Annotated in this window: 16 protein-coding genes; 11 read left to right on the forward strand and 5 right to left on the reverse strand. The window is 66.0% G+C overall.

The genetic code is table 11. From position 1 onward, the window contains the following. Positions 1-20 precede the first annotated feature (20 nt). The 4 genes from ABD206_RS03860 (at position 21) to ABD206_RS03875 (ending at position 4872) form a co-directional block, all read left to right on the forward strand. The gene (locus ABD206_RS03860) at positions 21-938 is read left to right on the forward strand and encodes a proteasome assembly chaperone family protein (RefSeq protein ID WP_344069511.1); all 918 of its coding nucleotides are present in this window, start codon (positions 21-23) and stop codon (positions 936-938) included. A gap of 230 nt (positions 939-1168) precedes the next feature. Continuing rightward, positions 1169-2494: an RNA polymerase sigma factor gene (locus tag ABD206_RS03865; protein WP_344069514.1), complete on the forward strand. Its 1326-nt coding sequence runs from the start codon at positions 1169-1171 to the stop codon at positions 2492-2494. A 99-nt stretch (positions 2495-2593) separates the two neighbouring features. Next, positions 2594-3850 (forward strand): diaminobutyrate--2-oxoglutarate transaminase, encoded by a 1257-nt coding sequence (gene ectB, locus ABD206_RS03870; RefSeq protein WP_344069517.1) that lies wholly within the window; start codon positions 2594-2596, stop codon positions 3848-3850. Further along, positions 3847-4872: a sugar-transfer associated ATP-grasp domain-containing protein gene (locus ABD206_RS03875; RefSeq protein ID WP_344069520.1), complete on the forward strand. Its 1026-nt coding sequence runs from the start codon at positions 3847-3849 to the stop codon at positions 4870-4872. The genes ectB and ABD206_RS03875 overlap by 4 nt, the downstream gene beginning before the upstream one ends. Before the next feature lie 18 nt (positions 4873-4890). Here ABD206_RS03875 and ABD206_RS03880 read toward each other — a convergent pair whose 3' ends face one another. Together ABD206_RS03880 and ABD206_RS03885 are read right to left on the reverse strand one after the other, a co-directional pair. Beyond that, positions 4891-5598, reverse strand: coding sequence for a coenzyme F420-0:L-glutamate ligase (locus tag ABD206_RS03880; RefSeq protein ID WP_344069523.1), 708 nt, complete (start codon positions 5596-5598; stop codon positions 4891-4893). A gap of 83 nt (positions 5599-5681) precedes the next feature. After that, entirely contained in the window at positions 5682-5897 is a 216-nt protein-coding gene (locus ABD206_RS03885; RefSeq protein ID WP_425561172.1) for a DUF7455 domain-containing protein, read from the reverse strand. Positions 5898-6065: 168 nt separating this feature from the next. On the opposite strand from ABD206_RS03885, the gene ABD206_RS03890 reads away from it, so the two are divergent. Beyond that, entirely contained in the window at positions 6066-8138 is a 2073-nt protein-coding gene (locus tag ABD206_RS03890; RefSeq protein ID WP_425561155.1) for a DNA gyrase/topoisomerase IV subunit B, read from the forward strand. Between the two features lie 36 nt (positions 8139-8174). Here the strand turns inward: ABD206_RS03890 and ABD206_RS03895 are convergent, their stop codons facing one another. Next, complete coding sequence (locus ABD206_RS03895) at positions 8175-10640, reverse strand: DNA gyrase/topoisomerase IV subunit A (protein WP_344069529.1); 2466 nt, start codon at positions 10638-10640, stop codon at positions 8175-8177. A 71-nt stretch (positions 10641-10711) separates the two neighbouring features. Here ABD206_RS03895 and ABD206_RS03900 point away from each other — a divergent pair, with 71 nt between their 5' ends. Next, complete coding sequence (locus tag ABD206_RS03900; RefSeq protein WP_344069532.1) at positions 10712-11836, forward strand: alkaline phosphatase family protein; 1125 nt, start codon at positions 10712-10714, stop codon at positions 11834-11836. On the opposite strand, the gene sepH is transcribed toward ABD206_RS03900, so the two are convergent. Beyond that, entirely contained in the window at positions 11837-12874 is a 1038-nt protein-coding gene (gene sepH / locus ABD206_RS03905) for a septation protein SepH (RefSeq protein ID WP_344069535.1), read from the reverse strand. A 243-nt stretch (positions 12875-13117) separates the two neighbouring features. Here sepH and ABD206_RS03910 point away from each other — a divergent pair, with 243 nt between their 5' ends. Next, positions 13118-13411 carry a DUF4193 domain-containing protein gene (locus tag ABD206_RS03910; protein ID WP_344069538.1) on the forward strand — a complete coding sequence of 98 codons (294 nt, stop codon included), beginning with the start codon at positions 13118-13120 and terminating at the stop codon, positions 13409-13411. Between the two features lie 20 nt (positions 13412-13431). Here the strand turns inward: ABD206_RS03910 and ABD206_RS03915 are convergent, their stop codons facing one another. Continuing rightward, complete coding sequence (locus ABD206_RS03915) at positions 13432-13935, reverse strand: DUF3093 family protein (protein WP_344069541.1); 504 nt, start codon at positions 13933-13935, stop codon at positions 13432-13434. Between the two features lie 12 nt (positions 13936-13947). Here ABD206_RS03915 and dut point away from each other — a divergent pair, with 12 nt between their 5' ends. The 4 genes from dut to ABD206_RS03935 all read left to right on the forward strand — a co-directional run bounded on the left by dut (position 13948) and on the right by ABD206_RS03935 (position 18745). Next, complete coding sequence (gene dut, locus ABD206_RS03920) at positions 13948-14409, forward strand: dUTP diphosphatase (RefSeq protein WP_344069544.1); 462 nt, start codon at positions 13948-13950, stop codon at positions 14407-14409. Then, complete coding sequence (locus ABD206_RS03925; RefSeq protein WP_344069547.1) at positions 14409-15035, forward strand: DUF3710 domain-containing protein; 627 nt, start codon at positions 14409-14411, stop codon at positions 15033-15035. Before dut ends, ABD206_RS03925 begins: the two co-directional genes overlap by 1 nt. Then, positions 15032-15778, forward strand: a complete 747-nt coding sequence (locus ABD206_RS03930; protein ID WP_344069550.1) for a DUF3159 domain-containing protein — start codon at positions 15032-15034, stop codon at positions 15776-15778. Before ABD206_RS03925 ends, ABD206_RS03930 begins: the two co-directional genes overlap by 4 nt. A gap of 132 nt (positions 15779-15910) precedes the next feature. Further along, on the forward strand, positions 15911-18745 hold the full coding sequence (locus tag ABD206_RS03935; protein ID WP_344069553.1) for an aconitate hydratase: 2835 nt from the start codon (positions 15911-15913) through the stop codon (positions 18743-18745). The last annotated feature ends 57 nt before the right edge of the window (positions 18746-18802 follow it).

Consider the following 18802-nt stretch of genomic DNA (forward strand, 5'->3'; position numbering starts at 1 on the left):
GCCGCCCGTAGCATGGACTCATGGCCCTGTCCGACCCCGTGTTCACAAGAGCAACCCCGGCACCGTCTGTGCCGTCGGGGCTGCCGCTGGTGATCGCGTTGACCGGATTCTCCGACGCCGGATCCGCGGTGAGTCGGCTTGTCACTCAGTTGCGGGAGGCGAATGAGACGGCGACGCTCGCGGCGTTCGAGAACGACGTGCTGCTCGACTACCGCGCCCGCCGTCCGATCATCTCCTTCGACAGCGACCATCTCACCGACTATCGGCCGCCGCGGCTGGACCTGACCGTCATGCACGATGCGCTTGGCCAGCCATTTCTCGCATTGACCGGCTACGAGCCCGACTTCGCCTGGGACGCCTTCAGCGCCGCCGTTCTGTCACTGGCGGCCGAATGTGAGGTCGCGACGGTGACGTGGGTGCATTCGATCCCGATGCCGGTGCCCCATACGCGTCCGCTCGGAGCGACGGTGAGCGGTACGCGCGACGAGCTCACGGCTGCGCACTCGGTGTGGCAGCCCCAGACCCAGGTCCCGGCGTCTGCGGGACACTTGTTGGAATACCGGTTCGCTCAGGCCGGCGCAGAGGTGGCGAGCTTCGTCCTGCTGGTACCGCACTATCTTGCTGAGACGGAATATCCCGCAGCGGTTCTGGCGGCGCTGGACAGCATCACGGTCGCGACCGGCCTCGTGTTCGACTCTGATGCGCTCCGCGAGGAGAACCGCGCCTACCTGGAGAAGGTGGAAGAACAGGTCGCGGGAAGTGACGAACTCGCGCGCATGGTCGGTGACCTGGAGCAACGCTACGACGCGTACATGGCCGGGTCGACGAACGCGTCGCCGCTGATCCACACCGGTGACCTGCCGTCGGCGGACGAGATCGCCGCGGAGTTGGAGCGGTACCTCGCCAGCCGGCCAGGGCCGGACGATGACAAGCCCTGAATCACAACCTGCGCCACTGCGAGGGAATACCCAGGGCACCGACGGTGTTGTTCTCGTGTGTCGGCGGAGGGCACGCTGAACCCGGACCGTCCGGCGGAGTATGAGACAATGGAGACCTGACCCGTTGTCGTCCCGGTCCTCCACAGGGCCATGTGGGACTTGACAAGGGTCTTACTAGGTTCCGAAACCAACTGCGCGGCGACCGCCCTGCCGTGCGCTGAGAGGGAAACGTGACCCCGAGCACGACGACGACCCGCACGCGTACCAAGAAGACCGCTGAGGCGTCCGGCGCGGCCGACGAGGCCGTCGATAACGAGGTCGAGGCCGACGCGGCCCCCACGACGAAGCGCGCCCCCCGCGCGGCGGCGAAGAAGAAGGCGCCCGCGAAGAAGAAGGCGACGAAAGCGGACAGCGACGAGGCCCCATCGGATGACGTCGAGGAAGAGGACGCCGACGAGGGTGCCGCCGACGCCGACGAGTCCGCGACTGACGCGTCCGACAGTAAGGACGCTTCCGATTCGTCCGAGGACGACGACTCGAAGGACAAGAAGCCCTTCCAGGAGCCGCTGCCCACGGGCGCGATGGTCATCACCTCGAGCGATGAGGATGACGTCCCCGTCTACTCGACGCAGATCACCGGTGCGACTGCTGATCCGGTCAAGGACTATTTGAAGCAGATCGGCAAGGTGCCGCTTCTGAACGCGGCCGAAGAGGTCGAGCTGGCCATGCGCATCGAGGCGGGTCTGTTCGCCGAGGAGAAGCTCGCGGCCATGACGCCGGCCGAGAAGTCCAGCCAGCTGGGGCTCGATCTGCAGTGGATTGCCCGCGATGGACAGCGCGCGAAGAGTCACCTGCTGGGTGCCAACCTTCGTCTGGTCGTCTCTCTCGCCAAGCGCTACACGGGCCGCGGCATGCAGTTCCTGGACCTCATCCAGGAGGGAAACCTCGGCCTCATCCGCGCCGTCGAGAAGTTCGACTACACCAAGGGCTTCAAGTTCTCGACCTACGCCACCTGGTGGATCCGTCAGGCGATCACGCGCGCGATGGCCGACCAGGCCCGCACCATCCGCATTCCGGTCCACATGGTCGAGGTCATCAACAAGCTGGCGCGGGTGCAGCGTCAGATGCTGCAGGATCTCGGTCGCGAGCCCACCCCCGAGGAGCTCAGTCGCGAGCTCGACATGACCCCCGAGAAGGTCATCGAGGTGCAGAAGTACGGTCGCGAGCCGATCTCACTGCACACCCCCCTCGGGGAGGACGGTGACAGCGAGTTCGGTGACCTCATCGAGGACACCGAGGCTGTCGTCCCGGCCGACGCGGTGGGCTTCACGATGCTGCAGCGTCAGCTCGAATCCCTGCTCGATTCCCTGTCGGAGCGCGAAGCGGGCGTGATCCGCATGCGCTTTGGTTTGGGTGACGGGCAGCCCAAGACGCTCGACCAGATTGGCGACACGTTCGGCGTCACACGCGAGCGTATTCGGCAGATCGAGTCCAAGACGATGGCGAAGCTTCGTCACCCGTCGCGGTCGCAGTCGCTGCGCGACTATCTGGAGTGAGTCATACGTCTTGTGGCGCCTCGAGGTGAGATGATGAGCCTCTGATGCCGTAAGGACCCGCATGGCGCTGAGCGGGGAAGTCAAAGAAAGGCCAACATCGTGGATCTGTCTGTTTTCAGTGAGATGGAATCCGAGGTACGTAGCTACATTCGGTCGTTCCCCACGCAGTTCACCACCGCCCGCGGGTCGCAGATCTGGGATGTCGACGGACGCTCATACATCGACTTCTTCTGTGGCGCGGGAACGTTGAACTACGGGCACAACAACCCGATCATCAAGCAGAAGGTGATCGACTACATTGCGGGTGACAACATCCAGCACGCGCTGGACATGGCAACCGTCGCCAAGCAGGAATTCCTCGAGGCCTTCCGGGACGTGATCCTGCGCCCGCGCCAGCTCGACTACAAGCTGCAGTTCACGGGTCCCACCGGGGCGAACGCGGTGGAGGCAGCGCTGAAGATCGCCCGTCAGGTCACGGGACGGCGATCGGTCATCGCCTTCACCCACGCCTTCCATGGTGTCTCCCTGGGGGCGCTGGCTGCTACGGCGAACAGCTGGTTCCGTGACGGAGCCGGCACGGCTCTTCCCGACGTGGTCTTCCAGCCCTACGACGGCTATTTCGGGCCTGATATCGACACCGTGTCGATGCTGCGCACCCTGTTGGACGACGCGTCGAGCGGCGTCGACCTGCCGGCAGCGGTCATCGTGGAGACGGTGCAGGGCGAGGGCGGTGTCAATGTCGCATCCACGCAGTGGCTACGCGACCTGGAACACGTGTGTCGCGAGCGCGGGATCCTGCTGATCGTCGACGACATCCAGATCGGTATCGGGCGGTCGGGTCAGTTCTTCAGCTTCGAGGAGTCGGGTGTGACGCCGGACCTCGTCACGCTCTCGAAGTCGTTGTCGGGGTACGGCTTTCCGATGTCATTGGTGCTCATCCGTCCCGAATTGGATGTCTGGAAGCCCGGCATGCATTCGGGAACGTTCCGTGGCAACAACGTGGCCTTCGTCGGAGCGACGGCCGCGATTCGAGAGTATTGGACGACGTCAGAATTCGAGTCGCACATCGGGCGCCGCTCCGTGCTCGTGGAAGAGCGGATCGCGGGGATCGCCGCGACAGCTCCGGAAATGTTCGCCACTCGTGGGCGCGGCCTGCTCCAGGGACTCGTGTGCGCCGATCCCGCCGTGGCGAAGGCGATCTCCCGCGGCTCTTTCGAGCGCGGCCTGATCGTCGAGACCAGCGGTGCGCAGGACGAGGTGGTCAAGCTCATGCCGACCCTTGTCGGCGAGGACGATCTTCTCATCGAAGGTCTCGAGATCATTGAGGCTGCAGCGGCTGCGGCGCTTGCCCGATGAATCGTCTGCGTCTGAGGGTTCGCTACCTGCTCCGGCGCGCCCGGGCGATCGAGGTGCCCCGTGTGTGGGGCATGGCACGCTCGATGGCCCCCGCCGCGCATCGGCCGACTCTGTGGGTCTTCCTCGACATGCTATGGGCTTCGGTGAGGCACGAGACCGGGTTCCAGGACTACCAGGACTGGGACTTCTACATGCTCACCTCAGCAGAGCGACGCACCTTCATCACCCATCCCGCGTCGGACCACCTTGTGCTGATGTTCAATCAGAAGGAGTTCCGCGGACAGTTCGCGGACAAGGCTCGGTTCAACCAGACCTTCCCCGACATGATCGGGCGTGAGTGGATCGATCTGCGCGTGGCGTCGTTCGAGACCGTGCGAGAGTTCGTCGCTGCGAATCCCGTGATGATCCTCAAACCCGCCGACAGCCTCGGCGGTAAGGACGTGCAAAAGGTCACTCGCGAGCAGATCTCCGACGTCGAGACGTTCGTCGCCGACGCTGTCGCCGCCAGACAGGTTCTGCTGGAACAGTTCCTGGTCCAGCATCCGGAAATGCAGCGGCTGAACCCGAGCAGCGTGAACACCCTGCGGATGGTGACCTTCGTCACGGATGACCAGGTCGACATCCTCGCGTGCGTGCTGAAGATCGGGAACGGGGGCGACGTCGACAACTTCAGCGACGGCGGGATGTACACCATGCTGGGAGATGACGGCATTGCGCTCTACCCGGCCTTCGACGGGCGCAACGACGTCTACAGCGTGCACCCGGGCAGCGGCGTGACGATTCCCGGGTTCGCCGTGCCGCTGTTCGATCAGGTGTGTGATCTTGTCCGTGCCGCCGCGCTGCGCGTCCCGCAACTGCGTTACGTCGGGTGGGACGTCGCGATCACCCCGGAGCGACCGGTGCTCATCGAAGGCAACTACAACACCGGTGTGTTCCAGGCCAAGCCGAGTGCGTCGGGGGTGCGGAGGGGCCTTCGGCCCCGCTACTACGAGGCGATGGGTCTGCCGGTCTCCAACCGCTGAATTTCGGCGGTCTCGTCTTCAGCGCGCTCGGATGATACCGAGCGGAGTGCTCTGGTGGCCCTGTCCGAGCGGATTGTCCTGGAGGATCAGGGGCAGCGTCTCGGTGACGGATTTCGAGGCCGTGGATCCGAGGATGTTCCCGCCGATGTCGTTGATGTCGACGACGAAGACGTCGACATTCTTTCCGTGTGCAGCGATCAGCTGCTTGATGTGTGCGGCAACGGCATCGGGCTTGTCGGGAACGAGGACGACGTGCTCGTTATAGGGCGGAAGGGTGCCCCGTGTCGGACCGTCGATGCCACGCGCGCGTTCGCCGGCGACGCGGTAGAAGTCGCCCGAGCGGCCGAAGAGCTTGGTCACAGCGGACACGCCCGCGGCGAAGACGATGCGGACCGTCCCGCACTCTCGGAGGGCCATCTCCATGGTCTCGGGCATACCGAGTCCGATGCCGTATGACGTCTTCGTCACGTAGCGCGAGAGGAATGTCGCCAGGCGTCTGGGGTGAATGCTGGACACAGGGTACGAACGTCCCTGGCTGATCGCCACGATTTTCTCGGTCACGAAGAGCCAGTCGCCAGTTTCAACGGCGGGGACGGCGTATGACTCGATGACGGGGTCGAGGTCATCCCCGACCGCGATCACGTGCGTCCGGATCGGGATCCGATCGAACTCGCGCCCCCCGACGGAGATCTCGAGTCTCTTGCCCTCGTTGGGAGCGCCGTCCATTGTCACCTCATCACGAACGAACGCTCGCGATGCGAGCGTGGACTCGATCGAGTCCCCTGAAAGACCTTAGTCGACGACGAGCGTCAGTCTTCGAGTCGGTGAGTCTCGTCGTGCCAGCTCGTGGCGACCGAGCGCAGCTTCTCTTCGTAGCGACGACCGTGGTGAGCGCAGAACAGCAACTCGCTGCCGTTGACCTCGGCGGCGATGTATGCCTGTGCGCCACACGAATCGCACCGATCGGCGGCGGTCAGGCGGGACTCGCGGAGCTCGGTTTCGTCGGGAATCGTCAGCGCTGTCATGGTCATGCCTCCTCGGTGCGTCACTTCTTCGGTGGGTCACTACATGCAACCACGACGATGTTTCGAGAATGCCGCGAATGCGTCACATTTCGCTGACCGCGTACCATCGGGCTGCGCTTCCGCGTCGCTCCCGGGGACGGGGTCGAGGGCAACGTAGTCTGGTCGATTGTGACAGCCGAGTATTCCGCCCACCATCTGCAGGTACTGGAGGGGCTGGAAGCCGTCCGTAAACGGCCGGGCATGTACATCGGTTCCACGGATTCGCGTGGGCTGATGCACTGTGTGTGGGAGATCATCGACAATTCCGTGGATGAGGCGCTGGCCGGTCACGGCTCCCACATCGAGATCATCCTCCATGCGGACGGCAGCGTGGAAGTCCGCGACCGTGCGCGCGGCATCCCGGTCGATGTCGAACCGCGTACGGGACTCTCGGGCGTCGAGGTCGTCTTCACCAAACTCCACGCCGGCGGCAAGTTCGGGTCGGGGTCGTACACGGCCTCGGGCGGACTCCATGGCGTCGGTGCCTCGGTCGTCAACGCACTCTCGGAGCGGCTGGACGTCGAGGTCGATCGTGGCGGAAAGACGTGGGCAATGTCCTTCCACCGCGGGGAGCCGGGGGAGTTCGCCGGCGGGTCGCCGGACTCGTCCTTCACCCCGTACGAGAACAGTTCACGCTTGCGCGTCGTGGGGAAAGCCGCCAAGGGTGTCACCGGTACGCGCATCCGCTACTGGGCGGACCGCCAGATCTTCACCCGCGACGCGGTCTTCGCCCTCGAGGACCTGCAGCAGCGCGCGCGCCAGACAGCCTTCCTCGTGCCCGGCATCGAGATCGTCATCCGTGACGAGCGCAGCAGCGCCGAGCCGGTGACCACCAGCTATCGCTATGACGGCGGCATCTCGGAATTCGCCGACTACCTCGCGCACGATCCGGGGGTCACCGACACGTGGCGATTGCAGGGCGAGGGGACCTTCACCGAGACGGTCCCGGTGTTGCAGAGCTCCGGCGCCATGGTTCCGACCGAGGTGGAGCGCACGTGCGAGGTGGATGTCGCCCTGAGATGGGGGACCGGCTATGACACGACGATGCGCTCGTTCGTCAACATCATCGCGACACCCAAGGGGGGCACCCACCAGCAGGGTTTCGAGGCGGGGCTGATGAAGGTGCTGCGCGCGCAGGTGGATCAGAACGCGCGGCGACTGAAGGTCGGCAACGACAAGATCGAGAAGGACGATATCCTCGCTGGCCTCACCGTCGTGCTGACGGTGCGCCTCCCAGAGCCCCAATTCGAAGGGCAGACGAAGGAAGTCCTCGGCACACCGGCGGTACGCCAGATCGTGGCCTCGGTGGTCGCGAAGCAACTCGCAGAGCGGTTCGCGTCGACCAAGCGTGACGACAAGGCCCAGACCGCGCTGCTGCTGGACAAGGTCGTTTCCGAGATGAAGGCGCGGCTCTCAGCACGCGCGCACAAGGAGACGCAACGCCGCAAGAATGCGCTGGAATCCTCATCGCTACCCGCGAAGCTCGTGGACTGCCGGTCGAACGACGTCGCGGACTCCGAGCTCTTCATCGTTGAGGGCGACTCCGCCCTCGGCACGGCCAAGCTCGCCCGCAACAGCGAGTTCCAGGCGCTCCTCCCGATCCGCGGAAAGATCCTCAACGTGCAGAAGGCATCGGTGGGGGACATGCTCTCGAACGCGGAGTGCGCGTCGATCATCCAGGTGATCGGGGCGGGTTCAGGGCGCTCGTTCGATCTGTCCGCGGCGCGCTACGGCAAGGTGATCCTGATGAGTGACGCGGACGTCGACGGGGCGCATATTCGCACGCTCCTCCTCACGCTCTTCTTCCGCTACATGCGACCACTCATCGAAGCCGGACGGGTGTTCGCGGCGGTGCCGCCGCTGCACCGCGTCATCGTCCAGCATCCGGGATCGAAGCCCAACGAGACGATCTACACATACAGTGAGGCCGAGCTCCACGCGCTCCTCTCGCGCCTCAAGAGGGCCGGCCGCAGCTGGCAGGAGCCCATTCAGCGCTACAAGGGCCTCGGCGAGATGGATGCCGAGCAGCTGGCAGGCACGACGATGGATCGAGCGGGACGTACGCTGCGTCGCGTGCAGGCGCCCGACGCGGAATCGGCGGCCGGGGTTTTCGAACTGTTGATGGGGAACGAAGTCGCGCCGCGCCGGGAGTTCCTGATCGACGCCTCCGGGCGCCTTGTGCGCGATCGCATCGACGCTTAGGTGGGCCGCGCGGCCGCTGCACCGCGCGGGGCGTCGTCAGCGGATCGCAGATCCCACTGCGGCGATCGTGGCCTCGAGCGGCGTGCCGGAGGCGTCACGCTTCGCGCCGGGCGCCGGGAGCGTACGCACGGTGCCATCGTGCGCGAGCGCGCGGGGGGCGGTCCCCACCCAGGCCAGAATGAGTCGGTCCTCGCCTTTCAGGAAGCGCTGAGCGCGCACACCCCCGGTGGCGCGGCCCTTGGCCGGAAACTCCTCATACGCTGAGACCTTGCCGCTGCCGGCATCCGTGCCCGTGATCACGCCATCCGCACCGGCCGCGGTGATGACCATCGTCTGGCCGGCGCGCGCATCCTCCTCGGACACGACGCAGAAGCAGATGGCCCGCGCGCCATCCGCGAGCCGGATCCCGGCCATACCGCCGGCCGCCCGTCCCTGTGGGCGGACAGCGTCGGCCGAGAACCGGAGGAGTTGCGCATCATCGGCGACGAAGACGAGTTCGGCGCCATCGGGGGCCGGGGAGGCACCGATGAGGTGGTCCCCGGCCTTGAGCGTGATGAGCTCGACCTCCTCACGTGCGCCGATGTCCGTGACGGTCGTGCGCTTGACGACGCCGGCCGCGGTGCCGAGTGCGAGCGGGGTCGGGTCGTCGAGGGAGACGAGGCCGATCACGTGCTCCTGCGCCGGGAGGCCAAGATACTGGTCCGCACGTGTCCCGGCTGCGAGCTGCACGGCGTTGGCGGGGACGGATGGCAGGTCGACCGGACTGAAACGCACCAGCCGTCCCCGGGTGGTGATGGCCCCGATCGAGCTCCGTGCGGTGGTGTCAACGCTGGCTCGCACCGCATCGTGCTTGGCGCGCCGCGTCGGTGCGACCACGCCGCCCTGCGGTGCCTCCGGGTCGATGTCCGCGCGCACCATTCGCCCGGTCGCCGACAGGTAGACGCGGCAGGGCGCGTCTGCGATCTGGAGGTCGACATCCTTCTTCTTGGCACTGCGAGCGGTGACCGCGCCTCCGTTGAGCAGGAGTGTGCGCCGCGGAGTACCGAAAGCCTCCGAGGCCGCCTCGAGCTCGCGCGCCACCTGTGCGCGCAGCAGACGGTCCGAGCCGAGCAGCTCCTCCAGCTGCGCAATCTCGGCTTTCAGTTCGTCACGTTCCGTTTCAAGATCGATCCGCGAGAACTTGGTGAGCCGGCGTAGCCGCAGTTCGAGGATGTAGTCGGCTTGTGCCTGAGACAGATCGAAAACATCCATCAGGCGGGAGCGCGCGGTCTCTGCATCATCAGAGGTGCGGATCACCTGGATCACCTCGTCGATGTCCAGGATGGCGATCAGGAGGCCCTCGACGAGATGCAGACGATCGCGTCGCTTCTGCAGCCGATAGCGGCTCCGGCGGGTGACCACTTCGATGCGGTGCTCCAGATAGACCTCGAGCATGCGCTTGAGGCCGAGTGTGTGGGGCTGTCCTCCGACGAGAGCGACGTTGTTGATGCCGAAGGAGTCCTCGAGGGGGGTCAGACGGTACAGCTGCTCGAGAACCGCCTGCGGATCGAAACCGGTCTTTATCGCGATCACCAGGTGCAGTCCGCGATGTCGGTCGGTGAGGTCGGTGACGTCGGCGATACCCTGCAGCTTTTTCGCCGTGACCGCGTCCTTGATCTTTTCGATGATGCGTTCGGGACCGACGAGGTAGGGGAGTTCGGTGACCACCAGACCTGTGCGGCGCGGTCCGAGCGACTCGACGCTCACCTTCGCGCGCGTTCTCACGGATCCGCGGCCGTTCGCATAGGCGTCACGCACGCCGTCGAGTCCGACGATGGTGCCACCCGAGGGGAAGTCGGGTCCCGGCACGAACTCCATGAGTTCTTCGAGCGATGCGCCCGGGTTCTCGAGGAGATGGATGGCCGCCGCGACGACCTCGACGAGGTTGTGGGGGGCCATGTTGGTCGCCATGCCCACGGCGATTCCCGATGCGCCGTTGACCAAGAGATTGGGGAAGGCCGCCGGGAGAACGTCGGGTTGCTGAAACTGGCCGTCGTAGTTAGGGATGAAATCCACGACGTCCTCGTCGAGATTCTCTGTCAGCGCGAGGGCCGGTGCTGCCAGGCGGGCCTCGGTGTAGCGCGGTGCTGCCGGTCCATCGTCGAGTGACCCGAAGTTGCCGTGTCCGTCGACCAGTGGCACACGCAGCGAGAAGGGCTGTGCCAGGCGCACGAGGGCGTCGTAGATGGCAGCGTCTCCGTGCGGGTGGAGCTTTCCCATGACCTCCCCGACGACGCGGGAGCTCTTCACATGGCCGCGGTCGGGACGTAGGCCCATGTCCGCCATCTGGAAGAGGATGCGACGCTGGACGGGCTTGAGACCGTCGCGCGCATCGGGAAGAGCGCGGGAGTAGATGACGGAATACGCGTACTCAAGGAAAGAACCTTGCATCTCCGTCGCGACATCGACGTCCTCGATGCGCTCCTCGGCCGGGGGCGGTGAAGCGGTGCGGGATGACGGCATGGGGAAACCTCGAGCGTTCGAACGGACACTGCTCGGCGACCAGGAGGAGGGCGCGTGGGAGACTGACGTGGATGCCGATCAGACTACCCGCGCACTCCGCGAGAACTCGGAGCCTCACCGCACTCGTGCCGGAGGTGTCGCGCGCCCTCACCGGAAACGGAACCTGGCTGCGCCCCGCACGGTCGGCGGTGGTGATCCTGATCGATGGACTCGGGATGGCGCAGCTACGCGCACGTGTGGGTCACGCGAGGTTCCTCTCGGCGGCGGCCGGTCCTCATGAGAGAGCGCGCACGGCTTTCCCCTCGACGACGGCGACCGCCTTGACCGGGCTGCTGACCGGAGCTCCAGCGGGCCGACATGGAATCGTCGGCTATCGCGTCAAGGTTCCGGGGACACGCGTCCTCGCAAACCAGTTGCGCGGGTGGGAGGATGGCGCGCTCGACTCCGACTGGCACCGTCTGCCCGCTTTGACCTCGACAATGGGCACCGCAGGCGTGCGCGCCGTGGTCGTTTCGAAGCCGGAGTACGCACGGACCGGGTTCACCCGAGCGACGACGACCGGGGCGGAGTTCGTCGGTGTGAGCGGGGTGGAAGAACGGGTCGCGCGTGCGATGGAGGAGGCGCGAACTCCGGGGACCTTCGTCTACCTCTATGTTCCGGAGCTGGACAGTCTCGGGCATCGCTTCGGCTGGGAATCAGATCGGTGGACGGCCATGCTCGAGCGTGTGGATGGCGCACTGCGTGGCAGCGTGCCCGATCATGCCGCCCAGATCGGTGTGATCGTGACCGCTGACCACGGCATGATCGACGTTCCGCCGGCTGGGCACGTACTCCTCACTGAGGGCGACGGGCTTCTCGAAGACGTTGTGGAGGTCGCAGGCGAGCCGCGCATGCTGCACCTGTACACCGCACCGGCACGTGCGGCTGCTGTGGCGAACGCCTGGCGCGAAAGCGAGGAGTCGCGCTCGTGGGTGTTCACCCGCGCCGAGGCGATCGAGGAGGGACTCTTCGGTGATGTGGATCCGGTTGTGCAAGACAGGATCGGCGACGTGCTCGTTGCCGCACGCTCCCGCGTCGCCTACTACGACGACCGGCTCACCGACAAAGCGGCGCAGCGGATGGTCGGACAGCACGGCTCGTTGACACTCGAGGAGACGCTGGTGCCGCTCCTGCGACTGGGCGCTTTCGCACCCTGATCACTCGTCGGTGCGGGCTCCGAACACGATCTCGTCCCATGACGGCAGGGAAGCGCGGCCGCGTCGACGGCTCGCAGACAGCTGGGTCGGTGCGAGATCGACAGGCTCATCGTCCACCGGGGGAGTGAGGTCTTCGTCGTAGCCGGGCTCCAACGCATCGAAGAGGGCGACAGGTGCCCGCTCGATCTCCTCGACGGCAGGGGTGTCCGACATGGCCGGGACGTCACGTTGGCCGCGCCGGCGACGGAGGGCCTCGAGGAGGTCCGCTGTTTCCGGGGAGGTGGTGACGACAGTCTCGGTAGCACGCTTGGTGGCTGCCTCCCGCGCGGCAGCGCTCGCGCGCTCATCTCCGGCCTCCGGCTCCGGGGCGTCTACGGCTTCCTTCTTGCGGGGTCCGAACGCGCCGCTGTCGAACCGGGAATCGTCCTTGGCGCCGGTGGGTTCCAGCGCGCGCAACCGCGGGATGAGACCTTCCGGCAGCGACCCCTGGCGAGAGAGCTGGGTGGCATCCGCGTTCGCCGGGGTCAACGTCGAACGACGTGGATCGAACTCCCACCGCGCATCCCGATCGACGTCACCGGCACGGAACTCGAGCTTCACAACCCATCCCGATGCGTCTTTCCAGCTCGTCCATCGTTCGCCGGACGCGTTCGCCTCGGCGAGTTTCGCCCGAACAGCAACCCCGAACGTGGCCTCGCTGTCGGGCTCGAGCTCGGCACCGACGAGCACCGGCACCGCCAGCGCCTGCGAGAGCACGTGCTCCCGTTCCGCGAGCACCGGGCCTTCGTAGCGACGGACGTCTTCCACGCTCGCGCCGAGTACCTCGGCCACCTCTTCGGCGGTGAGGCCCGCGCGGATGCGCGTCTGGATGTCTCGGGGGCTCGGTCGGGCGACCCGGCTCTCCGCTTCTCGTTCGCGCCGAGCGCGACGAAGTTGGAAGGCGAGCGCGTCATCCCAGGCGAGCGCGAACGTCTCTCCCGATTCAGTGGCGAGGACGAGTACGTCGTCCTCAGTACCGATGACTCTCAGCTGTTCCATTCCACGGTCCTTCCGATGCCTGATCGGCGCGTCCCGCCAATGCTGACATGGCGGGTGGACCGCACCCGGCATCTCGCGCGCGTGCCGCGGGAATCCTTTGCGGACATAAGGTGTTGTGCCGCGGTGCGAGGCGCACCGGGCAGAGTCCGGTGCGGGCATTTGCGAAAACGACGATGGTCGTGCAAACTATCGCCGCCCACCAGGGCACTTGCACCACGAAGACGGAAGTAGAGACCCGCAGGAATGGCCACCGACTACGACGCCCCCCGAAAGTCCGAAGACGACAGCGAGTCGATCGAGGCGCTCAAGGAGCGGGTACCTGACAAGATGTCGGGCTCGGTCGATTCCGAGGACGCCGACAACCCCTCGGGCTTCGAGCTGCCGGGAGCGGACCTGTCTGATCTCGAACTTGACGTGGTGGTGCTCCCTCCGCAGGAGGACGAGTTCACGTGCGCGAGTTGTTTCCTCGTGAAGCACCGCTCGCAGGTGCACCACGAGGAGAAGTTCGGCTACATCTGCAAGGAATGCGCCGCCTGACCTTCGCTCAGCGACTGTCGTTATTGCTGTGATGACGGCGCGGCAGCATTCAGTTGCGCCCGCCGTAGCGCTGCGACAAGTCGATCGGGAGTGCGGCTGGAGATGACCCAGAGGCGGGCCGGATCTTCGGGATCTGTGATCTCGATCTCCACGATCCCGTCTATCCCACCTCGGACGAGGTGCCAGGAGTGTCGCCCGAGTTCGGGTCCGCGGGCCCGACGGGCATCGTCACCGGTCTTGGCGACCGCGGTGCCGAGCTCGGTCACGGCGATCGACGCGCGTCCAGCCCGCAGCACGCCGTCCGCGAGCAGTACGACCGGTCCGGTGAGGGCCCAGGCGACGACGACAGCGGCTGCGACGATGACGCCCACGATGAGTGCGAGCGTGCCGTCGACCGGCGTCACGGTCAGCGCCGCCATCGGCGCGACGACGGCAGCCGAGACGAGGAACCACAGCGATGGGCTGAGCCGTTCGCGGTATCGCGGCGATGCTGATGTGCGAGTGGTCGATGACGTGTTCTGCATTACCCTCGTTGCGTGACGGATTCCGTGGACATACCCATTATCGCCGCGCACCGGCCTGTGTATGCACAGCCGGGCGACGCGGGCGCCGATCTGGTCGCGGCCGAGTCGGTGACACTCGGCCCGGGGGCGAGGGCGCTCGTGGCGACCGGGGTACGGATCGCTCTGCCCGACGGGTACGCCGCCTTCATCGTGCCCCGTAGCGGCCTGGCTGCCAAGCACGGCATCTCGATCGTCAACTCTCCCGGCACGATCGATGCGGGATACCGCGGGGAGATCAAGGTGGCGCTCCTGAACACCGACCTGAGCGCGACGTATCAGGTGACGCAAGGAGACCGGATCGCACAGATGATCGTGATGCCGGTCACGCGCGCGAACTTCATACCGGTGGACGAGCTGCCCGACAGCGCACGCGGCGATTCCGGGTTCGGATCGACCGGATATGTCGCCGACGCGGCAGAGCAGGAAGTGAAGTGATGAGCGAAGAGATTGAGTCGGTAGAGGCGCAGGCGGCGGACGGGACGTCCCCGAAGGACGCGAAGTCCGCCCCCGACGACCGGACCATCGCGGGCCCGTTCGATGATGCGGAGGCCCGCTCGGTACGCCCATACATCGATCTGGGCGCCATCAAGATCCTCCCTCGGGATGGGCTGAATCTGCGCCTCGAGGTTGAAGAGCAGTCCAAGCGCATCGTCGCCGTCGGCCTGGATTACGCAGATTCGACGTTGCAGGTCCAGGCGTTCGCCGCACCGCGGTCGACAGGGCTGTGGCACGAGACGCGGGCTCAGATCCACGGACAGATTCGTCAGCAGGGCGGTCGCGTCGAAGAGCGCGTCGGTCCGCTCGGGCCGGAACTGCTTGCGGAGGTCCCGGCCGCAGAGGCCGGCCAGGCGGCCGGAAAACGCCTTGCGCGGTTCGTCGGTGTCGACGGCCCGCGATGGTTCCTGCGCGGTGTTATCGGAGGCGCTGCCACCTCCGACCCCGACGTGGCGGCGCGCGTGGAGGACCTGTTTCGCTCGATCGTGGTCGTACGCGGTAGCAGTCCAATGCCGCCGCGCGACCTGATCCCGTTGAAGATGCCTGCGACGCCGGGGAGCGCATGAGCAGCGAACCCGAGGATCACTCGGACGACGCGTCCGCGGAGACCACCTCGGCGTCCGAGGTGTGGAGCGCGGCGCTCGGTGGCGCGGCCCGGCGCGCGGGGCTCGATCCGCAGCAGGACGTCTCCGCGGGGCGTGCCGTGTGGGGCGCGATCGGCGGCTGGCGCGGCATCCTGGAGTCGGTGCTCCCGGGGCTGCTGTTCATCGTGGTCTACACCGTCACGATCGATCCGGCCACGCAAGACGGTGATCTGTGGCTGTCGTTGGGTATCTCCGTCGGTGCGGCGGCGATCTTCACGATCGCTCGTCTGATCGCGCGGCAGACGGTCTCCGCCGCGGTGGGAGGCCTGATCGCGGCGCTGGTGGCGGCTGGCTTTGCACTGTTCACGGGGGAGGCATCCAACAACTTCGTGCCGGGATTGATCACCAATGCGGCCTACGGCGCCGCCTTTCTCGTGTCGGCGCTGATCGGGTGGTCGCTCGTCGGGCTCGCCGCCGGCTACCTCATGGGTGACGGCACCGCCTGGCGCCGCGACCGCCGCAAACGGCGAGTGTACTTCTGGCTCGCGATCGCCTGGGCGATGCTGTTCGGTCTGCGTCTCCTCGTTCAGCTTCCGCTGTATTTCGCCGGGGCCGTCACCGCGCTCGGCACGCTCAAGCTCGCGATGGGGATTCCTCTGTTCGCTCCGTTGGTCGCCGTCACCTGGCTGGTCGTGCGCGCGCTCTACCCGCGCGAGCCCCAGTGATAGCATTTATCTTGACGTCAAGATAGTTCGCGAAGCTCGTCTTGGTAAGGCTGACCTTGCTAGCCGGTGTCGCGACGGACGACGAATATTGGGGGCATCGCTCGCCCTGCCATGCCGACGAAGGAGCTATCCGTGTCCACTGTTGACAGCTTTGGTGCCAAGAGCACCCTGACGGTCGGTGGGTCCGACTACGAGATCTTCCGCGTCGATGCCGTTCCGGGTTTCGACAAGCTCCCGTTCAGCCTGAAGGTGCTGCTCGAGAACCTGCTGCGCACCGAGGACGGCGCCAACGTCACGAAGGAGCAGATCCTCGCGCTCGGGTCGTGGGATGCCGCTGCTGAGCCCGACACCGAGATCCAGTTCACGCCGGCGCGTGTCGTGATGCAGGACTTCACCGGTGTGCCCTGCATCGTGGACCTTGCCACCATGCGCGAGGCGGTCACGGCGCTCGGGGGAGACCCGGCGAAGATCAACCCCCTGTCGCCCGCTGAGCTTGTCATCGACCACTCCGTCATCGCCGATCTCTTCGGAAGTGACAATGCGCTGGAGCGCAACGTCGAGATCGAATACGAGCGCAACGGCGAGCGCTACCAGTTCCTCCGCTGGGGACAGACCGCCTTCCAGGACTTCAAGGTCGTCCCGCCGGGCACCGGAATCGTGCACCAGGTCAACATCGAGCACCTTGCGAAGGTCATCTACGATCGCTCGGTCGACGGCGTGCTGCGCGCCTACCCCGACACGTGTGTCGGTACCGACTCGCACACGACGATGGTCAACGGACTGGGTGTCCTCGGCTGGGGCGTCGGTGGTATCGAGGCGGAGGCCGCGATGCTCGGGCAGCCGGTCTCGATGCTCATCCCGCGCGTGGTCGGATTCAAGCTCACCGGTGCCATTCCCGCCGGTGTCACCGCGACTGATGTCGTGCTCACCATCACCGATATGCTCCGCAAGCACGGCGTCGTCGGCAAGTTCGTCGAGTTCTACGGTGAAGGCGTGGCATCCGTGCCGCTGGCAAACCGCGCCACAATCGGGAACATGTCGCCCGAGTTCGGCTCGACCGCGGCGATCTTCCCGATCGATGACGTGACGCTGGACTACCTGCGGCTGACCGGTCGTGACGAGCAGACCGTTGCACTCGTCGAGGCGTATGCCAAGGCTCAGACCCTGTGGCACGATGCGGCCAACGAGCCCACGTTCAGCGAGTACATGGAGCTCGACCTCTCGACGGTCGTCCCGTCGATCGCAGGTCCCAAGCGCCCCCAAGACCGCATCCTCCTCTCTGAGGCGAAGTCGCAGTTCGGGCAGGACATCCTCAACTACGCGGATGCCATCACCTCTGAATCCCTCGCTGATCTCGAGTCGCAGCAGTCCTTCCCGGCCTCCGACCCGGGCAACCCGCCGGGGGAGGAAACCGCTGACACGGCGCCCGTTGTCATCGCCAGCGGCGCGCCACATGTGGCGTCCAAGCCGGTGAAGGTCACGACCCCCGACGGTGAGGTCTATCTGCTCGACAATGGCGCAGTCACGCTCGCGGCGATCACGTCGTGCACGAACACGTCCAACCCCTCTGTCATGATCGCGGCCGGCATGCTCGCCAAGAAGGCCGTGGACAAGGGGCTGACCCGCAAGCCCTGGGTCAAAACGACGCTCGGGCCGGGGTCGAAGGTCGTCACCGACTATTACGAGAAGTCGGGACTCGACAAGGCTCTCGAGGGCCTCGACTTCTACACGGTGGGCTATGGCTGCACCATCTGTATCGGCAACTCGGGTCCGCTCATCGAGGAGGTCTCCACCGCGATCAACGAGAACGATCTGGCCGTCACCGCCGTCCTCTCGGGGAACCGCAACTTCGAGGGCCGTATCAGCCCCGACGTCAAGATGAACTATCTCGCGTCGCCGCCGCTGGTGGTCGCGTACGCGCTGGCCGGCACGATGAACTTCGACTTCGAGACCGATGCGCTCGGCAAGGACGTCGACGGCAACGATATCTTCCTCCGTGACATCTGGCCCTCGCCCGATGAGGTGCAGGAAGTCATGGATGCGTCGATCTCGCGTGAGCAGTTCATCAAGCAGTACGCGACCGTCTTCGACGGTGACGAGCGCTGGCAGAACCTGCCGACTCCGACCGGGCCGGTCTTTGAATGGGATGACGCGTCGACGTATGTGCGCAAGGCGCCGTACTTCGATGGCATGAGCATGGACCTCACTCCCGTCTCCGACATCCAGGGTGCCCGTGTCATGGCAACCCTCGGGGACTCGGTCACGACCGACCACATCAGCCCGGCGGGTTCGATCAAGGCTGGCACTCCTGCTGCTGAGTACCTCACGGCCAACGGCGTCGCGCAGAAGGATTTCAACTCGTACGGCTCCCGCCGCGGAAATCACGAGGTGATGATCCGCGGCACCTTCGCCAACATCCGTCTGAAGAACGAGCTGGTGTCCGCCGTGAACGACGGTCAGGTCGTCGAGGGCGGCTACACGCGCGACTTCACGAAGGCCGGCGGTCCGCAGTCCTACATCTATGACGCCTGCATGAACTATGAGGCGCAGGGCACCCCGCTGGTGGTCTTCGGCGGCAAGGAGTACGGCTCCGGATCCTCGCGCGACTGGGCGGCGAAGGGCACGCGTCTGCTCGGGGTGAAGGCCGTCATCACCGAGAGCTTCGAGCGCATCCACCGCTCCAACTTGATCGGCATGGGCGTTGTCCCGCTGCAGTTCCCGGCGGGAGAGAGCTGGAAGTCGCTCGGGCTGGATGGCACCGAGATCGTTTCGATCACCGGGCTGGAGCAGCTCAACGACGGCGTCACCCCGAAGACCGTGCGGGTCGTCGCCGAGCCGAGCGAGTTCTCGCCCGCGGGTAAGCAGACGGTCGAGTTCGACGCCGTCGTGCGCATCGACACGCCCGGTGAGGCCGACTACTACCGCAACGGCGGCATCCTGCAGTACGTGCTGCGTTCGCTGGTCTGATCGGCGTGCGGGGGCAGGAGGGGCGATCACGCTCCCGCTGCCCCCAGCTTCGGCTGG

The sequence above is a fragment of the Microbacterium sediminicola genome (assembly GCF_039531125.1).
GTDB classification, from domain to species: Bacteria; Actinomycetota; Actinomycetes; order Actinomycetales; family Microbacteriaceae; genus Microbacterium; species Microbacterium sediminicola.